This is a genomic window from Pseudarthrobacter sp. NamE2, from assembly GCF_005796205.1.
Lineage (GTDB): Bacteria > Actinomycetota > Actinomycetes > Actinomycetales > Micrococcaceae > Arthrobacter.
In genome coordinates, this window is the sequence record NZ_VAHN01000003.1 from 89,704 (window position 1) to 108,019 (window position 18,316).

Below are 18,316 nucleotides of genomic sequence, written 5' to 3' on the forward strand. Positions count from 1 at the left end.
ACGAATTTCCGGCCGTCCCTGCTTCAAGCCGTCGACGCAAGGAGAACCCCATGGAACTGCAGGACGTCAAGTGGAACGAGCAGGCGCGGGAGAAGATCCTGGTGGACGCCGACCGGGCGCTGCAGGAGGCAGTCCGGGAAGCGGCGTCGTCCCTGTCCGGTGCTGACAAGGACGAGGTCTACAAGTTCCTGTTCGAGAAGCTGAAGCCGCAGTTCGTCGACTTCCAGCCGGGGCCCGACCTTACCCAGTACGCGGAGGCAGTTGCCGGCGGGAAGTTCACCGCGGCAGGCGACCCAGGGGCGGAAGGCTAGCGGATCATGTCCATGGCACTCGTACGTCCGCGCCGGGGCAAGATGATCGGGGGCGTCTGCGCGGCGCTCGCAGCCCGGTTCGGGCTGCCCAAGTTCCTGGTGCGGCTGGCGTTCGTGATCTTTGGCCTGGTGGGCATCGGGGAGCTGGTCTACATCGCGCTGTGGATCATCATCCCCAAGGCACCGGCTTAGCGTTTCCAGGGGTCACGCGGCGGAGACCGCCTGGAAGTGTTTTTCGATCAGGGCCCTGATGTCCTCGTGGCAGCCGCCGCAGCCGGTTCCGGCCCTGGTGGCCTTGGACACGTCGGCCACGGCGGAGCAGCCTTCCTCAACGGCGCCCTGGATGGTTGCCGCGCTGACGCCTGCGCACCGGCACACCGTTCCGGCGGGATCGGATGCTGCCGTTCCCGGCAGCTGGTCCGGCCCGTCCAGCCGCAGCAGAAGCGAGCGGTCAGCCGGCAGCTCGGCGGAGCGCTCGTAGAGCCCCACAAGCTCGGCGGCCGTGCGCGGCATGCCGACGGCGACCAGACCTTCGAGGACGCCGCCACGGGTGGTCATCTTGACGTAGCGTCCATGCTCGGGATCTGCCCACTGGGCAATCTGCAACCGCGCGCGGCCGTTCACTGCACCGGCGCTGAGAACCTCCTCGTCCCAGGGGTCGGCCTGGTTGTCGCCCGCCAGCGCCATGTTCAGCCCGCGTGCCTTGAGGACGATAACGGCGGGCTGCTCGGCCGGCAGTTCAGGCAGCAGGCCGGCGTCGCTTTCGATGCCGGCAGCAAGGAGGGTGAGGTATTCAGCCAGCCATTCCGCCTGCCTCCAGCCGGGACCCACCAGGCCGGACGGGCCCTTGGCGTTCCGGCACGCGGCGCAGTCCGGGTCCGGGCAACGCACCTCGGCACAGTCACCGATGGCGAAGATGTGCGGCTCATGGTGCGCCCGCAGCTTGTGGTCCACCAAAATCCCGGTTGACGTGGAAAGCCCGCAGCCCTCCGCCAGTTCCGTACGGGGACGCACGCCGCATGAGATGACCAGGAGGTCCCCGTCGATCGCCGAGCCGTCCTCGAGCAGCAGCGCCGAGAAACCGCCGTCGGGGGCGTTGTGCTCCACTGCGGTGGAGCGGGCATTGCCGGCCATCCTCACTCCGCAGCGCCGCAGTCCGGCCGCCAGCACGGCCCCGCCGCCGCGGTCGATGGTGCGCCCCAGGGGGTGCGGGCCGTTATGGACAACGGTGACGGTGGCGCCTTCCTCAGCGGCTGCCAGCGCCGTTTCCAGGCCCAGCACGCCGCCGCCCAGGACCACCACCCGCTTGCCGCCGGCCACCGCCTGCCGCAGCACAGCCGCATCCCGGAGGTCACGCAGCGCCGTGACGCCGGCGGGCAGGACGGGTGACGCGGGATCCGGGTTGATGCCGGTCAGGTTGGGGATGACCGGACGGGAGCCGGTGGCAAAGACCAGCCGGTCGTAGTGGACGGCCGGGCCGCCGGACAGGAGCACCTGCTGCCGGGCGCGGTCCACGCGGCGCACCCGGGTGCCGAGGCGGACGTCCACCCCCTCGGCAACCAGGGCGGCAGCGTCGGACAGGGCCAGGGCGTCTGCGGTGGTGCGCCCAACGCCGAGGTCGGCCACCAGGACGCGGTTGTAGGCGGCCTCGGCTTCCTCGCCCACGACGGTCAGGGCCACGTGCCCTGCGCGCACGGCCGGCAGCAGTTCGTCCACCAGCCGGGACGCCACCGGACCGAATCCCACAATGACTACTTGCTCGCTCATGAGGCCTCCATCGTTTGCAGCACTTTGCCGGTTGGGACGGCGGCCACGGGCCGGACCCACACATTGTTGAACTTGAATTCGGGCATCCCGGAAGTCGGGTCGGTGGCCGCTTCGGTGAGGCGGTTGGCGCTTCCGAGTTCGGGAAAGTGGAACGGCAGGAACACCGTCTCGGGGCGGATGGACGTGCTGAGCCCGGCCCGGCACACCACCTCGCCGAGCTCGTTGGACACCGAGACCAGGGCTCCCTCCGCGATGCCCAGTGCGGCGGCCGGCGCAGGGTGGATCTGCACAGTGGCTTCCGGCCGGGCAGCCAGCAGCTCGGGCACCCGCCGGGTCTGCGAGCCGGACTGGTAGTGCTCCAGGAGCCTGCCGGTGATCAGGATCATTTCCTTCGCCGCGGCATCGGGGCTGGCAGCAGGCGTACGACGGCGGCGCGGGGCCACCGGAACCATCACGGCCTTGCCGTCGGGGTGGGCAAAGCGCTCCCGGAACAGCCGGGGCGTTCCTGTGCCGCCTGCCGGATACGGCCAGTAGGCGGCCTCGCCGCGGTCCAGCATCGCGTAGTCGATACCGGAGTAGTCCGCGAGTCCGCCGGCAGAGGCCCGGCGGAGTTCCTCGAACACGGTTTCCGGGTCCTCGCTGTAGGTGGACGGGGCACCGAGCCGTTCGGCCAGGCGCGCCATGATCCACAACTCGCTGCGGGCTCCCGCCGGAGGCTGCAGTGCCCGGCGGCGGCGGAGGACCCGGCCTTCCAGGTTGGTGAGCGTGCCTTCCTCCTCGGCCCACTGCAGGACCGGCAGGATGAGGTCCGCTTCGGCGGCGGTCTCGGACATAAAGAAGTCGCACACAACCAGGAAGTCCAAACTGCGCATGCCCGCGATCACCGCATTGGCGTCGGGGGAGGCCACGGCGATGTTGGAGGCATGGACGAAAAGGCACCGCACGCCGTCGGGCTGTCCCAGCGACTTCAGCAGCTGCACCGCGGGGAGCCCGGGTCCTGGGATCAGGTCCTCGGGAACACCCCAGACGCCGGCCACATGGGCGCGGGCGGCGGGATCGGTAATTTTCCGGTAGCCGGGCAGCTGGTCAGCTTTTTGTCCGTGCTCGCGGCCGCCCTGGCCGTTGCCCTGTCCGGTGAGCGTGCCGTAGCCGCTGCGGGCGGATCCGGGCAGGCCCAGCAGGAGGCTGAGGTTGATGGCGGCGGTGGCGGTGTCCGTGCCGTCCACGTGCTGTTCCACGCCGCGGCCGGTGAGGATGTAGCTGCCGCCCCGGCGGGACCCGGCGGCGAGCCTGCGCGCCGTTTCCCGGATGAGGTCGGCCGGGACTCCTGTCAGGGACTGGACCCGTTCGGGCCAGAAGGCGTTGACGCTGCGGGCTACGGCGCTGTAGCCCGTGGTGCGCTCTTCGACGTAGGCGGTGTCCACCAGGTTTTCGTGGATGACCACGTGGGAAATGCCCAGCAGCAGGGCCAGGTCGGTGCCCGGCAGGGGCTGAAGGTGCATGCCGCCGCCGTCGGCCGTGAACGCCGCCGTGGCCGAGCGGCGCGGATCCACCACGATCAGCCCGCCGGCGTCGCGTGCTCCCTTGAGGTGCTGGACGAAGGGCGGCATGGTCTCGGCCACGTTGGAGCCGAGCATCAGGATGGTGCTGGCGGTGTCCAGGGCTTCCAGCGGAAAGGGCAGTCCGCGGTCAACACCGAAGGCGCGCATCCCGGCGGCCGCCGCGGAGGACATACAGAACCGGCCGTTGTAGTCGATGCGGGAGGTTCCCAGGGCGAGCCGGGCAAACTTTCCCAGCATGTAGGCCTTTTCGTTGGTGAGGCCGCCGCCGCCAAAAACGCCGACGGCGTCAGCACCGTGGCGTGCCTGGGCGTCCTTCACGGCGGATACGGCAAGGTCGAGGGCCCGGTCCCAGCTGATGGGGCGGTGCACGCCGTCCGCGTCCCTGAGCAGGGGTTCGGTAATCCGGCCGGCGTGGTTCAGAAGCGTGGGCGAGGTCCAGCCTTTGCGGCACAGGCCGCCGCGGTTGGTGGGGAAATCGCGTCCCTGGACGTCGAGGGGGGCGCTTCCGGCGGCGGGGGAGGCCGGGGCTGCGGAAAGAGCCACGGGGACTGGCCCCGGCGGGGATGCCGGGGCCAGTTCCGCTGGTGACGTGAGCGTCATGGCGCACTGCAGGGCGCAGTAAGGGCAGTGCGTGTCGGCGCCGTTGGTCATGTTAGACGTGTCCCATCGCATTTCGGTTGGCGTTGCGGATGTAGCAGAACCAGCACACTGCCAGCATCAGGCCGTAGGCGGCCACGAAGCCGTAGAACGCGGGGGTGTAGGAACCGCTGGCGGTGTTGGAGGCATTGAGCACCTGCGGGATGACAAACCCGCCGTAGGCGCCGATGGCGGAGATCAGGCCCAGGGCTGAGGACGCCAGCCGCTGGGTTGCCACGGAGCTGGCACCGTTCTTTGCGGCCCTGCTGGAGGTGGCGAAGATGACGGGGATCATGCGGTAGGTTGCGCCGTTGCCGAAGCCGCTGGCGGTGAAGAGCATCAGGAACAGGACCAGGAAGAGCCAGAAGTTCTTCAGCGGCAGCGTCCAGATCATGGTCAGGGTGATCGCCGCCATGATGGCGAAGGCTGCAACCGTCATCCGGGCGCCGCCCATCCGGTCCGCCATGCGTCCGCCGTAGGGGCGGGCCAGCGAGCCGACCAGCGGGCCGAGGAATGCGAGGGACAGTGCCACGGTTCCGACTGCGATGGAGGAGAACTCGGGGAAGTAGTCCTTGATGAGTTTAGGGAACACACCCGCGAATCCGATGAACGAACCGAAGGTGCCGATGTAGAGCAGCGCCATGATCCACAGGTGCGGTTCCTTGAGGGCCGCGACGGAACCGGCGACGTCGCCCTTGGCGCTGGTGAGGTTGTTCATGTACTTCCAGGCACCGAAGGCGGCCAGGAGGATGAACGGCACCCACATCCAGCCGGCCATCGGCAGGTTCACCGTTCCGGCGGCAAGCAGGGTGATGGCGATCGGCACGGCGAGCTGCGCGACGGCGGCACCCAGGTTCCCGCCGGCGGCGTTCAGGCCCAGCGCCCAGCCTTTTTCACGGGCAGGGTAGAAGAAGGTGATGTTGGCCATGGAGCTGGCGAAGTTGCCGCCGCCGAAGCCGGCCAGGGCAGCGACGAGGAGCATGACGGCGAACGGTGTTTCCGGGTTGGAGACGCACAGTGCCAGGCCGATGGACGGGATCAGGAGGAGGAGCGCGGAGACGATGGTCCAGTTGCGTCCGCCGAAGCGGGGAACCATGAACGTGTAGGGGATGCGGAGCGTGGCGCCCACGAGGCTTGGCATTGAGATGAGCCAGAAGATTTCCGACGTGGAGAACGTGAATCCGGCTGCGGGGAGCTGGACCACCACGATGGACCACAGCTGCCAGACCACGAAGCCGAGGAATTCGGCGAAGATGGACCAGTTGAGGTTGCGGCGGGCGATGGAGCGGCCGGCGGAGTCCCACTGCTCCTTGTTCTCGGCGTCCCAGTTGGCAATCCAGCGTCCGGGGCGGAATTCAAGGGCGGGGGCGTCTGTGGTGCGGGTAGAGCCGGGCTGTGCGCTGGCGGATGCGGCAAGGGCTGCTGGGTCTTTGGCGTCGTCAAGGTCCAGGGAATTGCCGGTGCCGGCATCAGCGGTGCGGTCGACAGTCACGGGTTACCTCCTTTGGGGGATGTTGTTCCTCCAAGGTAGGGACGGTGCGTTTCACAGACCGACGCTGAGTGTTAACGCGCTGTGACATTTGCCTATCGGCGCCTTCCGGCCGTGGTTAGGCGCCGGTAGCAGCTGCAAAATGAGACAGACAGCACATGTCCGTATGCTGGACCTTTCGTCCATTGACTGGACCACGGGAACTAATATTGAACTCTAACTATTTCGACCCGGAGGCCACCCCGGCATCCGGCCGGTTCTTACGAAAGCGTTTACCCTATGTCTTCCACCGATACCTCCACGGTGCCTGGCCCGCCGCAGCCGGTTAACTCGCGCGGCCGTGTGATCGTGGCCAGCCTCATCGGCACCACGGTCGAGTTCTACGACTTCTACGTCTATGCCACGGCAGCGGTGCTCGTATTCCCGCAGCTGTTCTTCCCCAGCGCCAATGAAACAACACAGCTGCTGAGCTCCTTTGCGGTGTTCGGCGTAGCCTTCATCGCCCGGCCGCTGGGCTCGATCGTCTTCGGGCACTTCGGCGACAAGTTCGGCCGCAAGGGCACCCTGGTAGCCTCGCTGCTCACGATGGGTATCGCCACCTTCCTGATCGGCTGCCTGCCCACGGCGCTCGTTCCCGGCTGGGAATTCTGGGCTCCGGCCCTGCTGGTGGTCATGCGGTTCGCGCAGGGCCTGGCCCTGGGCGGCGAGTGGAGCGGTGCTGCCCTTTTGGCCACTGAAAACGCGCCCGCCAACAAGCGCGCCATCTATGGCACCTTCCCCCAGCTTGGCGCCCCGATCGGCTTCATCATTGCCAACGTCATCTTCCTGGTGTTCAGCTACGCACTGTCCCCAACCGACTTCATGGCCTGGGGCTGGCGGGTGCCGTTCCTGCTCTCGGCCGTCATGGTCATCATCGGCCTCTACGTGCGCCTCAAGCTGATCGAGACCCCTGCGTTCACCAAGGTGATCGAGTCCAACGAGGTGGCCAAGCTGCCCCTGGGCCGCGTTTTCAAGACCAGCTGGCGCCAGCTGATCCTGGGCACGTTCATCATGCTCGCCACCTATGTGCTCTTCTACCTGATGACCACGTTCACGCTGACCTACGGCACCCGCCCCGCCAGCCTCGAAGCTGCCCGCGCCGCTGCCGAGAAGGCCGGCAAGCCCATGACCGAAGCCGCCGCAGCCGCGTTTGTTCCCGGCCTGGGCTACACCCGCAACGATTTCCTCTGGATGCTGATTGCCGGCGTCGTGTTCTTCGGTATCTTCACGCTGGTTTCCGGCCCGCTGGCCGAGAAGTACGGCCGCCGCAAGATGCTGATCGCAGTCACCGCAGGGATTTTCGTCTTCGGCCTGCTGTTCGTTCCGCTGTTCAGCGGCGGATTCATCGGCACCATGGCGCTGCTGGTCATCGGCTTCTCCCTGATGGGCCTCACCTTCGGTCCCATGGGCGCGCTGCTGCCGGAGCTCTTCCCGACAAACGTCCGGTACACCGGTTCCGCCGTCAGCTACAACTTCTCCAGCATCCTCGGCGCTGCGGTGGCTCCGTTCATCGCCGTGGCCCTGTGGGAAGCCGCAGACGGCAGCCCCGTGCTGGTGGGTATCTACCTGACCTCCATGGCCGTGCTGACCCTCATCGCGCTGTTCGTGAGCAAGGAAACCCGCGACCTGGACTACGAGAACAACGTGGCCTGACACTCTTACCCGCGCGTTCCAGCCCGGTTAGCGGGTAGGGTGCCCGGCATGGCCCCCGTGAAAACGGGGATCGTGCCGGGCATTCTGCTTTTCCGGGTTAGCATTCTGCTTTCCCGGGTGAAGTGCACCGGGAAGGAAGGCACGACGGCGGGGCCGACTTTTTGGAGGGGCGGCTCACGCGGCGTACCGGGTTACGAAGTTCCGCAGGATGTTCATCGGCTCAGTCACAGTGAACTGCCGCGCGTTGTCCATCAGGTCCTCCGCGGACTCCGGCGGGAAGTAGCCGGCGTGGCGGTAGATGTCGATCCGGGTGATGAGGCCATTGACGTCCAGCTCAGGATGGAACTGGGTGGCATACAGGTTGGTGCGGATGCGGAACATCTGGACCGGGCATGCGGATGAGCGGGCCAGCAGCACTGCGTGCGGCGGCAGGACCGTGCAGGCTTCCTTGTGTCCGGTGAAGGCGGTGAAGGTGCGGGGCATCCCTTTCAGGAGCGGGTCCGCCAGGCCTGCATCGGTCAGTTCTATCTCGGCCCCGCCCAGCGGTTCGCCATAGGTGCGGTCTATGACGGCGCCCTGGTGCGTGCCGAGGGTTCCCACGCCGTAGCAGGCGCCCAGGAAGGGAAAGTCCATGGCCACCAGCTGGTCCAGGAGGCCGGACAGTTCCCGCTCCACCCGGTGCTGCACCGCGCTTTTTTCCTCCGGCGGGTCGCTGGACGTGAACGGGCTGCCGCCCACGATCACCCCGGAGTAGGAGGACAGGTCCAGGTCCGGCAGCGGTGTTGCCTCCAGGCGGATGCGGTGCAGTTCCTGCGGCTCCAGCCCGCCGTAGCGCAGGTAGGCGGCATACTCGTCCTCGGCGGCGGCATCCTCGGCCCGGGAGGCCAGCAGCAGGAAAGGCAACATCTGCTAAGTGTGCCCGTTCCCGGTGCGGCCTGTCAGTAGGCCGGCGCCCGTCAGCTGCCGGTCGGCTGGCTCAGGGACCGCCGCGACTGGGGCCGGGCGGCCGGATCGGCGTGCCGGTGCACCAGCTTCCAGTACCCTTCCTCGCGGCGGAAGACACTCGTCACCCGGAGCGCGAATTCCTCGATGGCCCCGCCGTCCAGCCGGGCACGGAAGTGCTCGGTCTCCACCAGGTAGGCAGTGTCACGTGCGGTGTAGGAGGTGACGGTGTCGAAGCCCAGCATCTGGCCGTCCTGGAACTGGCGTGCGGCCTGGTCCAGGCGCGCCTCCACCTGTGCCCAGCCGCGCGCGATGCCGCCAAACGGATTGGCCAGGGTGACGTCGTCGAGCCGTGAGTACAGCTCCTTGACCGGCCCCGGGTTGCCCTGGGTGATCTCAGGAACCGCCGCGTGGTAGCGGTCCACCTCTTCCTGAAAGCTGGGTGCGAGCATGCGTGCCTCCGTCGGCTAGTCTTCGATGGTGGCGATGACGGCACCTGCGGTCACTGTTTCGCCGGCTGCGGCGTTCAGGCCGGTGATGGTGCCGGAACGGTGCGCAGTCAGCGGCTGTTCCATTTTCATTGCCTCAAGGACCACAACCAGGTCGCCCTCTGCCACGACGTCGCCGTCCGCCACTGCAACCTTGACGATGGTGCCCTGCATCGGCGAGGCGAGGGCGTTGCCGGTGGCGGCCGCGGGCCCGCCCGAGCGGGAACGCTTCCTGGATTTGGCCGACTTGGCGGCTGCGGGTGAACCGGTGCCGGGGGTACCCAGGGATGCGGGCAGCACGACTTCCAGCCGCTTGCCGCCCACCTCGACCACCACGCGCTGGCGGTCCTCGGCGGTTCCCGCTTCCGCAGCGCCTTCCGGTGTCCAGGCCGGCAGGTTGTTCGTGAACTCGGTTTCGATCCAGCGGGTGTGAACCTTGAACGGTCCCTCTGCCGGCGCGAAGGCCGGGTCGGAGACGACAGCCAGGTCGAAGGGAATGACCGTCGGGATGCCCTCGACCACCATCTCCTCCAGGGCGCGGCGGGCACGCTGCAGCGCCTGAGGCCGGCTGGCCCCGGTAACGATGAGCTTGGACAGCATGGAATCGAAGTTGCCGCTGATCACGTCGCCCTGTTCAATGCCGGAATCGATCCGGACGCCGGGGCCGGTGGGGTTCTTCAGCACGCGGATGGTGCCCGGGGCAGGCATGAAGTTCCGGCCCGGGTCCTCGCCGGTGATGCGGAACTCGATGGAGTGGCCGCGGACCTCCGGATCGCCGTAGCCGAGCTCCTCGCCGCGGGCCAGGCGGAACTGCTCACGGACCAGGTCGATGCCGGTCACTTCCTCGGAAACGCAGTGCTCCACCTGGAGCCGGGTGTTCACTTCGAGGAAGGAAATGGTGCCGTCCTGCCCCACGAGGAATTCGCAGGTGCCGGCGCCCAGGTAGCCTGCCTCCTTGAGGATGGCTTTGGAGGATTCGTAGAGCCGCCGGTTCTGCTCCCCGGTCAGGAACGGGGCGGGTGCTTCCTCCACCAGCTTCTGGTTGCGGCGCTGCAGCGAGCAGTCGCGGGTGGAGACCACCACAACGTTGCCGTAGGCATCGGCCAGGCACTGCGTTTCCACGTGGCGGGGGGAATCGAGGAACCGCTCGATGAAGCATTCGCCGCGGCCGAACGCTGCGGTGGCTTCGCGGACGGCGGACTCGTACAGTTCGGGGATCTCCTCGCGGGTGCGGGCAACCTTGATGCCGCGGCCGCCGCCGCCGAAGGCTGCCTTGATGGCGACGGGCAGCCCGTGCTGGTCCACGAAGTCCAGGACCTCCTGCGCAGAGGCTACGGGGTCGGCCGTGCCGGGAACCAGGGGAGCGCCCACCTTCTCCGCGATGTGCCGGGCCTTGACCTTGTCGCCCAAGGCGGAGATGGCCTCCGGCGACGGGCCGATCCAGGTGATGCCCGCCTCGATGACGCGGGCGGCGAACTGGGCGTTCTCGGCCAGGAAGCCGTAGCCGGGGTGGATGGCGTCCGCGCCGGACTCACGGGCCGCGTCAATGATCTTGTCCATCATCAGGTAGGACTCGGCAGCGGTGTTGCCGCCCAGCGCGTAGGCTTCGTCAGCGAGTCGGACATGGAGTGCGTCGCGGTCCGGGTCGGCGTAGACCGCCACCGAGGCGATGCCCTCATCGCGGGCGGCGCGGATGATGCGGACCGCGATTTCACCGCGGTTGGCGATCAGCACCTTTGTGAGGCTCGGCTGGGTGGGACGGGCGGACTGCTCCAAATTTGCTGACAAGGCGTCTCCTTCTTTCCTTCAGGGAGCCTAGCGCGCTTTTGGAGGTTCCGCCGATATTACTTGCGGAACCCGCGCGTAAACCGGCAAGGCTTTGTAGGGAAGCTACAAGGCGGGCCGAAAAAGGGGATGTTCACGGCGAGGGCCACAGATCGGTGATCCGCACGTTGGCGGAGGCGAGGAGCCCGCGCAGCGTCGACACGGAAAGTCCGACGACGGCGTGCGGGTCCCCGTCCACCTTGCGGATGAAGGCGCCGCCCAGGCCGTCTATGGTGAATGATCCGGCGCAGTGCAGCGGCTCGCCCGTGGCGATGTACGCGTCGATTTCCGCGGGCTCCATCTCAAGGAAGGACACCTCGGCGGAGGAGACGGCCCCCACCGTGGCACCCGAGCCGGGATCCCCGCCGTCGTCGTCCGGATCCGTGCCCCGGCAGTCCACCAGCCAGTGTCCCGTGTGCAGCACCCCGGAATTTCCGCTCATCCGCAGCATGCGCTCACGCGCGACGTCCGCCGTGTACGGCTTGCCGTGCGCCTCGCCGTCGAATTCGAAGACCGAGTCGCAGCCAAGCACCAGCGCACCCTCCGCCTCCGGGAGCGCCGCAACGGCCTCAGCCTTGGCCCGGGCCAGGAGCAGCGCAGTGTCATGCGGATCCGTGACGCCGTACCGGGCCTGCACGGCGTCCTCGTCCACGTCGGAGACGAGGACCGAATGCCTGATGCCGGCCTCGGCGAGGAGCTTGGTGCGGGCAGGGGACTGGGACGCGAGTATCAGGCGGAGCACGCCTCCAAGCCTAGTGGACGGAAGCCGGCCTCAGTGGACCAGTTCCCCGGCCCGGGGAGCGGCCCCGGCGCGGTTGAGCTTGGCGCCTTCCACGTCCACGTCGGGCAGGATCCGGTCCAGCCAGCGGGGCAGCCACCAGGACTTTTCGCCGAGCAGGTACATCACGGCCGGAACGATGGTCATCCGGACCACGAAGGCGTCGAGCAGGACACCGAACGCCATGGCAAAGCCGAGCGGCCGGACCATGGTGAGGTGGCTGAAGATGAAGCCGGCGAACACGCTCACCATGATGATTGCGGCGGCGGTGACCACCGCGGCCGCGTGGCTGAAGCCCACCCGGACCGCTTCCCTGGCCGTGGATCCGTGCATGTAGGCCTCGCGCATGCCGGAGGCGATGAACACCTGGTAGTCCATTGCCAGGCCGAACAGGACGCCGATCAGGATGATGGGCAGGAAGCTCAGCACGGCGCCGGGGTTGGCGACGTCAAACACGTTTCCCAGCCAGCCCCACTGGTAGACGGCCACCACGGCGCCGAAGGCCGCGGCGAGGGAGAGCAGGAACCCGCCCGTGGCGAGCAGCGGCACCACGACGGAGCGGAACACGAGGAGCAGCAGGATCAGGGAAAGGCCGACGACGATCGCCAGGTAGGGCGGCAGGGCGCCACCGAGCTTGGTGGAGACGTCGATGTTGCCTGCGGTCTGGCCGGTCAGGCCCATGGTGACACCGTATTCCGACTGGATCCCGTTGTTCAGCCCGCGCAGTTCGGATACCACCTGCACCGTGCTGGCGCTGGCCGGGCCTTCTCTGGGGATGACCTGGAAGACGGCGGTTTGGCGGTCGTCACTAAGCGCGACGGGCACGGCCGCCACGACGTTGTCCACGCTGCGCAGCTTGTCGGCGACGTCGTACTGCAGGGTTTGCGCCTGCTGCTCGTCCAGGTTGGCCGGGAATTCGCCCACGGCAACGATGGGGCCGGTGACGCCTTCGCCGAAGCTCCGCGCGGTCAGATCGTATGCCTGGTAGGCCTCGGAATCCACGGGCTCGGAACCGCCGTCGGGCAGGGCGAGCTGGAGTCGGGTGGCCGGGAGGGCCAGCGTGCCCAGCAGGAGGGCGCCGGCGAGCAGGGCCAGGACCGGGTGCCGGGTGACCAGGCCGCCCCAGCCGTGGGTGCTGCGCTCCCGGTCCTTGGCCTCATCGGCGGCCTCGTGGCCGGGCTCAGCGTTGTGGGCCTCCGCTTTCGCCCAGGCCCGGCGGGAGACGATCCGGCGGCCGATCAGGGACAGCATGGCCGGGGTCAGGGTGATGGCCACCAGCACTGCCACCGCGACGGTTCCCGCGGCGGCCAGGCCCATGACCGCAAGGAACGGCAGGCCGGGCACCACCAGGGCGGCCAGGGCGATGATGACGGTGAGGCCGGCGAACACCACGGCGTTGCCGGACGTGCCGGTGGCACGCGCCACCGACTCCTCCGGGTCCATGCCGGCCAGCAGCTGGGTCCGGTGCCGGTTGACGATGAATAGGGAGTAGTCGATGCCCACGGCCAGGCCCAGCATCAGCGCGAGCATGGGGGAGATGGAGCTCATGTCGAAGATCCCGGAGAGCGCGAAGGTGATCCCCACACCGGCCCCCACGCCTGCCACTGCCATGAGCAGCGGCAGCCCGGCGGCAACCAGGGTGCCCAGCATGATGATCAGGACCAGGGCCGCCACGGCGATGCCGATGATTTCGGCAGCGCCGAAGAGTTCTGTGATGTCCTCCGTGATTTCCTTGCTGGCCAGTGCGGTGACACCGGCTGCGGAAGTCTCATGGGCGATGGCCTGCACCTCGTGGCGGACTTCCGGGCTCAGCCCGTTGATGGAGCTGTCGAACTGCACCTGCGCGACGGCGGCCTGGCCGTCCTCGGACACGAAGCGGATGGCTGAGGAGGCTTCGGCCTGGCGCTTGCCCAGTTCCAGCTTGGCCTTGCTGGCTTCCAGTTCTTGTTCCCCTGCCTGGAGGCGGGCCTCTCCTTCGGCCAGCGACGCCTTTTGCTGGCCCAGTTGCGCTTCAATGAGTGCGGCGGGGGCTCCTGCGGCGGCCAGCTGCTGCCCGGCTGCGGCGAGCCGGGCTTTCCCGGACTCGATTTCGGTCCTGGAGGCATCCAGCTGCGCCTGCCCGGCGGCCAGCTGCTGCTCGCCGTCGGTAATGGCCTGGCCGGCCTGGTCCACCTGGGCCTGGGTGGCAAACGGGTCCACGGTGCCGCGGACGTCCGGCAGGGTCTCCAACTTCTTCAGGGCGTCGGTGACAGCGGTGCGGCTTTCGTCCGTGAAACCGCCGTCGGGAGCCTGGAAGACAATGGTGGCGGTGCCCCCGGACGCAGACGGCAGCTCCTCCTTCAGCTTGTCCGCAATCCGCTGGGTCTCGGTACCGGGGATCTGGAAGTTGTTGGACAGGGTTCCGTGGAACGCGGCAGCGGAACCGGCGACGGCCACCAGGGCAGCGAGCCACAGCGAGATGACCAGCCGGCGCCGGCGGTAGGAGAACTTGCCAAGGCGGTATAGGAACAGTGCCATGAGGGGAACCGATCTGATCAGGAGGAACGGGAGTCTGACGGGGAGGGGGCAGCAGCTTTCGCGGCCTTCGGTTGCCGGGTGCCGGGCGGGGCCGGGACGGCGTTGAAGCCGGCTCCGAGCAGCGCCATCGCGTCGATGAGCAGCTGCCGCAGGTCCGCAAGGGAAGCGGGGGAGAGGTCGGGACCGCGGCGGCTGAACCAGACCTCCAGGGCGGCCTTTCCGCAGGAGATAACGGAGCCCGCCAGGGCGCGGATATAAAGGTCGTCCTGCTCGCCGGGCATGCCGGCGACGCGCTCACGGGCGATGTCGAAAACCTGTGCCCTGCAGTGGTCCCACGCTTCAAGTTCGGTATGCGACATGAGGGGGCTCTGCTGCGTCAGCGTGAACAGTTCCGCCAGCGGGGCAATGGCCTTGGGATCCGCCAGGGCCATCAGGGCAGCCTGGGCAGATTCCAGGACCGGCTCGTCGGCCGGGCGGAGCCGCAACTGCTGGATGGCCTTGTCGAGGAAGGCGTGCGTGATGGAGGCCAGGGCCGCATCGGTGCTGCTGAAGTAGTTGAAGAATGTGCGGCGGGAGATTCCGGCAGCCTCGGCGATGTCCTCGGCGGTGAAGTTGCCCGGCCCCTTGGAGCGCAGCAGACCCAGGGCAGCTTCGGTGATGGCGAGGCGCGTGGCGGCTTTGTTGAGCTCGCGCCGGGAGGGGGCAGCGGCAGGTTCTGCTGCCGCCGGAGGTGGGGTTGTCACGCGCTTACATTAAGTGCAACTTTGCACTCTGCGCAAGTTTCATCCCACAGCCGAATGAAGGTTCCCGAAAGGCTCTACGAAGCCGGTGGAGAACGGCGTTATCGTCGGCCGCTGGCCTGGCCTCGAAGGACCCATAACACAAGGAAGTCCCCGGGATGGATTCCCGGGGACTTCCTCTGGTCACACTCTGCCGATCACACCGTGGAGTTACGCCTTGGCGTCCTGCAGTTCACGGGATGCGGTGTCCGTGCTGATTCCGTCGGAGGCTGCAGGCACGTCGCTGTCATCCACGAACGGGGTGCCGTTGCGCGGGGCGTTGTACAGCGACTCGTCCAGGATGCCCTGGCGCTTGGCCACGATGGTGGGCACCAGCGCCTGGCCTGCCACATTCACCGCGGTGCGGCCCATGTCCAGGATGGGATCGACGGCCAGCAGGAGGCCGACGCCGGCCAGCGGCAGTCCCAGCGTGGAAAGGGTCAGCGTGAGCATCACGACGGCGCCGGTGGTTCCGGCGGTTGCCGCGGAGCCCAGGACGGAGACGAGGGCGATCAGCAGGTACTGGGTGAAGTCCAGCTGGATGCCGAAGAACTGGGCAACGAAGATGGCTGCGACAGCCGGGTAGATGGCGGCGCACCCGTCCATCTTGGTGGTGGCGCCCAGCGGTACAGCGAAGGAGGCGTAGCCGCGGGGAACGCCCAGGCTGCGCTCGGTCACTCGCTGGGTCAGCGGGAGGGTGCCCACCGACGAGCGGGATACGAAGGCCAGCTGGACGGCGGGCCACACGCCGGAGAAGTACTGCCTGACGGAAAGGCCGTGGGTGCGGACCAGGACCGGGTACACGGCGAAGATCACCAGGGCAAGGCCAACGTAGATCGCGAAGGTGAACTTGCCCAGCGAGCCGATGGTGTCCCAGCCGTAGACGGCTACGGCATTGCCGATGAGGCCCACCGTGCCGATGGGGGCGATGCGGATAATCCACCACAGCACCTTCTGGATGACGGCCAGGGCGGAAGCGTTCAGCTTCAGGAAGGGCTCTGCTGCCTGGCCCACCTTGAGTGCGGCGACGCCGACGGCGATGGCGATCACCAGGATCTGGAGAACGTTGAAGCTGACCGAGGTGGTGACGGCGCCGGCTTCAGCAACGGTGGAGGTGGCACCGAGGCCGAGGAAGTTCTTGGGGAACAGGCCGACAAGGAAGGACCACCAGTCGCCGGACTTGCCCGAGTACTTTGCCTCCTCGGTGATGCCGGTGTTGGCGCCCGGCTGCAGGAACACGCCCAGGCCGATGCCGATCAGTACGGCGATCAGGGAGGTGATGGCAAACCAGAGCAGGGTGTTCCAGGCCAGCTTCGCGGCGTTGGAGACCTGGCGGAGGTTGGAGATGGAGCTGACAACAGCGGTGAAGATGAGGGGGACGACGGCGGTCTGCAGCAGCGAGACGTAGCTGGAACCGATGGTCTGCAGGGTGGCGCCGAGTCCGTTGGGGCTGGCTTTGGTGCTGCCGGTGTACTTGGCCAGCAGGCCGAGTCCGAGGCCCACGATGAGGGCGGCGATGATCTGGAAGCCGAAGGATCCAGCCCACTTGGGCAATTGGATCCCGGTCTTCCCTGCGGGTGCGGGGGTGCTTGTCTGAGTGCTCACCCGAATACGGTAGGGGGCGGCCTCATACCACGGCGAACCAACATTGAGAAATATTACGCGCAGGAAAATCGGGTTAGCGGTGGAAAAGCGCGACAACTCAAGGGTTTCAGGCTCTATTGTTACTTATTCCCGCCGAGGGTGTGCTTAATGTCTCGCCAAAGGCGGGCTAGCCGCCCGGGGCACCCGGTCCCCGGGCGGCTTACTTCAGCAGCGCGCGCCGCAGGGTATCGAGTCCAACAGAGCCGATATTCAAGGCCTTGGTATGGAAATCCTTGAGGTTGAACCCGGGCCGGGCTTCGAGTTCGGCGCGGATTTGTTCCCACAGGCGCTGTCCCACCTTGTAGGAGGGGGCCTGCCCGGGCCAACCAAGGTACCGGGCGAACTCGAAGTTGAGCTGGCCTTCGCTGATGGGCAGGTTCTGCTTCAGGAAGTCGTACCCCTTGTCCGGGGTCCAGGTGCCGGATCCCCAGCGCGCGGGAACGTCGAGTTCCAGGTGGACACCGATATCGAACACCACCCGCGCCGCGCGCATCCGCTGCATGTCCAGCATGCCCATGTGGTCGCCGGGGTCGTTGAGGTAGCCCAGTTCCTGCATCAGTTTCTCGGCGTACAGGGCCCAGCCTTCCCCGTGGCCGGAGGTCCAGCAGACGTTGCGCCGCCACTTGTTGAGCAGGTCGCGCCGGTAGGTGGCGGTGGCTACCTGGAGGTGATGCCCGGGGACGCCTTCGTGGTAGACGGTGGTGGTCTCGGCCCACGTGGTGAAGGTGTCCTCGCCGGCCGGGACGGACCACCACATGCGGCCGGGCCGGCTGAAGTCGTCCGACGGGCCGGTGTAGTAGATGCCGCCCTCGTCCGTGGGCGCGATCAGGCACTCCAGCTTTTTCATGACATCCGGGATGTCGAAGTGTACGCCGGCGAGAGCGGCGACGGCGTTATCTGAGAGGTCCTGCATCCACTCCCGGAGCGCGGCTGTGCCCTTCAGCTGCCGGGCAGGATCGTTGTTGAGGATGTCCTTGGCCTCCGCGATGCTGGCGCCCGCCTGGATGGTGGCGGCAACCTGCTCCTGCTCCGCGATCAGGCGGTCGAGTTCCTCCACGCCCCAGGCGTAGGTTTCCTCAAGATCAACCGTGGCGCCCAGGAAGGACCGTGAAGCCAGCGCGTAACGCGAGCGGCCCACGGCGTCCTTTTCGGGCGCTGCGGGGAGCATCTCCGTGCGGAGGAACTCCGCAAGGGAGGTGTAGGCGCGGCGGGCGGCGACGGCACCGCCGTCGAGCTTTTGCTGCACGTGGGTGCCCAGCGGACCTGCCGGGGTGGCGGCGTTCGCGGCCAGCTTCGCGAAGAAGCCGTCCTCCGCGGCGTACTTGCCGGCCTGTTCGATGACAATTTTCACCTGCCGTGCCGCTGCCACGCGGCCGGCGTCGCGGGCTTCGCGGAGCGACTCGATGTAGCCCGCGATGGCGCCCGGGACATTGTGGGCCCGCCCGGCGATGTTGGCCCAGTCCTGTTCGGTTGCGGTGGGCATCAGGTCGAAAATGGCGCGGATGTCCTGGGCGGGGGAGGCGATGTTGTTCAGGTCCGCGTATTCCCAGCCCGAGGCATGGATCAGCAGCTGCAGCCCCAGGCGCTCCTGCATCGCGTCCAGGGTGACGGCGTCCACGTCGTCCTCGGGCTCGAGTCCTTCCAGGTCCAGCAGCGCCTTGCGGGCCGCCTCGGCGAACTCTGCGATTCCGGCCGGGGAGAAGTCCTGGTATTCCGTTTCATGCCCGGGCACGCCCAGGGTGGTGGCGAACGAAGGGTTCAGCCGGATGAGCGTGTCCGTATAGGCATCCGCGACGGCGTCGATCCGGGTGCGCGGGCGGGTGGCAGGAGCAGTCTCGGTAGTCACCTCCCGAGACTAACGGGGGCAGGATGGTTAGGAAAGCATCC

The 18,316-nt window shown here is 67.6% G+C and carries 14 protein-coding genes; 3 read left to right on the top strand and 11 right to left on the bottom strand.

Going from position 1 to position 18,316, the window contains the following annotated elements; all coding sequences use genetic code 11:
* The first annotated feature begins 50 nt into the window (after positions 1-50).
* Positions 51-311, top strand: coding sequence for a hypothetical protein (locus FDW83_RS05270; protein ID WP_138136553.1), 261 nt, complete (start codon positions 51-53; stop codon positions 309-311).
* 12 nt (positions 312-323) lie between these two features.
* The gene (locus FDW83_RS05275; RefSeq protein ID WP_138136554.1) at positions 324-503 is read left to right on the top strand and encodes a PspC domain-containing protein; all 180 of its coding nucleotides are present in this window, start codon (positions 324-326) and stop codon (positions 501-503) included.
* 12 nt (positions 504-515) lie between these two features.
* Here FDW83_RS05275 and FDW83_RS05280 read toward each other — a convergent pair whose 3' ends face one another.
* Genes FDW83_RS05280 through FDW83_RS05290 form a run of 3 tightly spaced genes read right to left on the bottom strand, consistent with a single transcriptional unit; the run spans position 516 to position 5,768 of the window.
* Complete coding sequence (locus tag FDW83_RS05280) at positions 516-2,078, bottom strand: FAD-dependent oxidoreductase (protein WP_138136555.1); 1,563 nt, start codon at positions 2,076-2,078, stop codon at positions 516-518.
* A complete protein-coding gene (locus FDW83_RS05285; protein ID WP_138136556.1) occupies positions 2,075-4,291 on the bottom strand; it encodes a molybdopterin oxidoreductase family protein in 2,217 nt (738 codons plus the stop codon). Before FDW83_RS05285 ends, FDW83_RS05280 begins: the two co-directional genes overlap by 4 nt.
* A gap of 1 nt (position 4,292) precedes the next feature.
* Entirely contained in the window at positions 4,293-5,768 is a 1,476-nt protein-coding gene (locus tag FDW83_RS05290; protein WP_138136557.1) for an MFS transporter, read from the bottom strand.
* Positions 5,769-6,044: 276 nt separating this feature from the next.
* Here FDW83_RS05290 and FDW83_RS05295 point away from each other — a divergent pair, with 276 nt between their 5' ends.
* Positions 6,045-7,457 (top strand): MFS transporter, encoded by a 1,413-nt coding sequence (locus tag FDW83_RS05295; protein WP_138136558.1) that lies wholly within the window; start codon positions 6,045-6,047, stop codon positions 7,455-7,457.
* Between the two features lie 174 nt (positions 7,458-7,631).
* Here FDW83_RS05295 and FDW83_RS05300 read toward each other — a convergent pair whose 3' ends face one another.
* The 8 genes from FDW83_RS05300 to FDW83_RS05335 form a co-directional block, all read right to left on the bottom strand.
* Positions 7,632-8,363 (bottom strand): glutamine amidotransferase, encoded by a 732-nt coding sequence (locus FDW83_RS05300; protein ID WP_138136559.1) that lies wholly within the window; start codon positions 8,361-8,363, stop codon positions 7,632-7,634.
* A gap of 50 nt (positions 8,364-8,413) precedes the next feature.
* The gene (locus tag FDW83_RS05305; RefSeq protein ID WP_138136560.1) at positions 8,414-8,851 is read right to left on the bottom strand and encodes a nuclear transport factor 2 family protein; all 438 of its coding nucleotides are present in this window, start codon (positions 8,849-8,851) and stop codon (positions 8,414-8,416) included.
* 15 nt (positions 8,852-8,866) lie between these two features.
* On the bottom strand, positions 8,867-10,675 hold the full coding sequence (locus FDW83_RS05310; RefSeq protein WP_138136561.1) for a biotin carboxylase N-terminal domain-containing protein: 1,809 nt from the start codon (positions 10,673-10,675) through the stop codon (positions 8,867-8,869).
* 130 nt (positions 10,676-10,805) lie between these two features.
* Positions 10,806-11,453 (bottom strand): nucleoside triphosphate pyrophosphatase, encoded by a 648-nt coding sequence (locus FDW83_RS05315; RefSeq protein WP_138136562.1) that lies wholly within the window; start codon positions 11,451-11,453, stop codon positions 10,806-10,808.
* Between the two features lie 30 nt (positions 11,454-11,483).
* Positions 11,484-14,006, bottom strand: coding sequence for an MMPL family transporter (locus tag FDW83_RS05320; protein ID WP_138136563.1), 2,523 nt, complete (start codon positions 14,004-14,006; stop codon positions 11,484-11,486).
* A gap of 17 nt (positions 14,007-14,023) precedes the next feature.
* On the bottom strand, positions 14,024-14,749 hold the full coding sequence (locus FDW83_RS05325; protein WP_138136564.1) for a TetR/AcrR family transcriptional regulator: 726 nt from the start codon (positions 14,747-14,749) through the stop codon (positions 14,024-14,026).
* Positions 14,750-14,956: 207 nt separating this feature from the next.
* Positions 14,957-16,390, bottom strand: a complete 1,434-nt coding sequence (locus FDW83_RS05330) for a dicarboxylate/amino acid:cation symporter (protein WP_138136565.1) — start codon at positions 16,388-16,390, stop codon at positions 14,957-14,959.
* 199 nt (positions 16,391-16,589) lie between these two features.
* On the bottom strand, positions 16,590-18,275 hold the full coding sequence (locus FDW83_RS05335) for a DUF885 domain-containing protein (RefSeq protein WP_138136566.1): 1,686 nt from the start codon (positions 18,273-18,275) through the stop codon (positions 16,590-16,592).
* Between the last annotated feature and the right edge of the window lie 41 nt (positions 18,276-18,316).

Excerpts from the sequence above, each read along its gene's own strand:
- FDW83_RS05270 (WP_138136553.1), top strand. The coding sequence starts at position 51 with ATGGAACTGCAGGACGTCAAGTGGAACGAGCAGGCGCGGGAGAAGATC.
- FDW83_RS05275 (WP_138136554.1), top strand. The coding sequence starts at position 324 with ATGGCACTCGTACGTCCGCGCCGGGGCAAGATGATCGGGGGCGTCTGC.
- FDW83_RS05280 (WP_138136555.1), bottom strand. The coding sequence starts at position 2,078 with ATGAGCGAGCAAGTAGTCATTGTGGGATTCGGTCCGGTGGCGTCCCGG.
- FDW83_RS05285 (WP_138136556.1), bottom strand. The coding sequence starts at position 4,291 with ATGACCAACGGCGCCGACACGCACTGCCCTTACTGCGCCCTGCAGTGC.
- FDW83_RS05295 (WP_138136558.1), top strand. The coding sequence starts at position 6,045 with ATGTCTTCCACCGATACCTCCACGGTGCCTGGCCCGCCGCAGCCGGTT.
- FDW83_RS05300 (WP_138136559.1), bottom strand. The coding sequence starts at position 8,363 with ATGTTGCCTTTCCTGCTGCTGGCCTCCCGGGCCGAGGATGCCGCCGCC.
- FDW83_RS05305 (WP_138136560.1), bottom strand. The coding sequence starts at position 8,851 with ATGCTCGCACCCAGCTTTCAGGAAGAGGTGGACCGCTACCACGCGGCG.
- FDW83_RS05320 (WP_138136563.1), bottom strand. The coding sequence starts at position 14,006 with ATGGCACTGTTCCTATACCGCCTTGGCAAGTTCTCCTACCGCCGGCGC.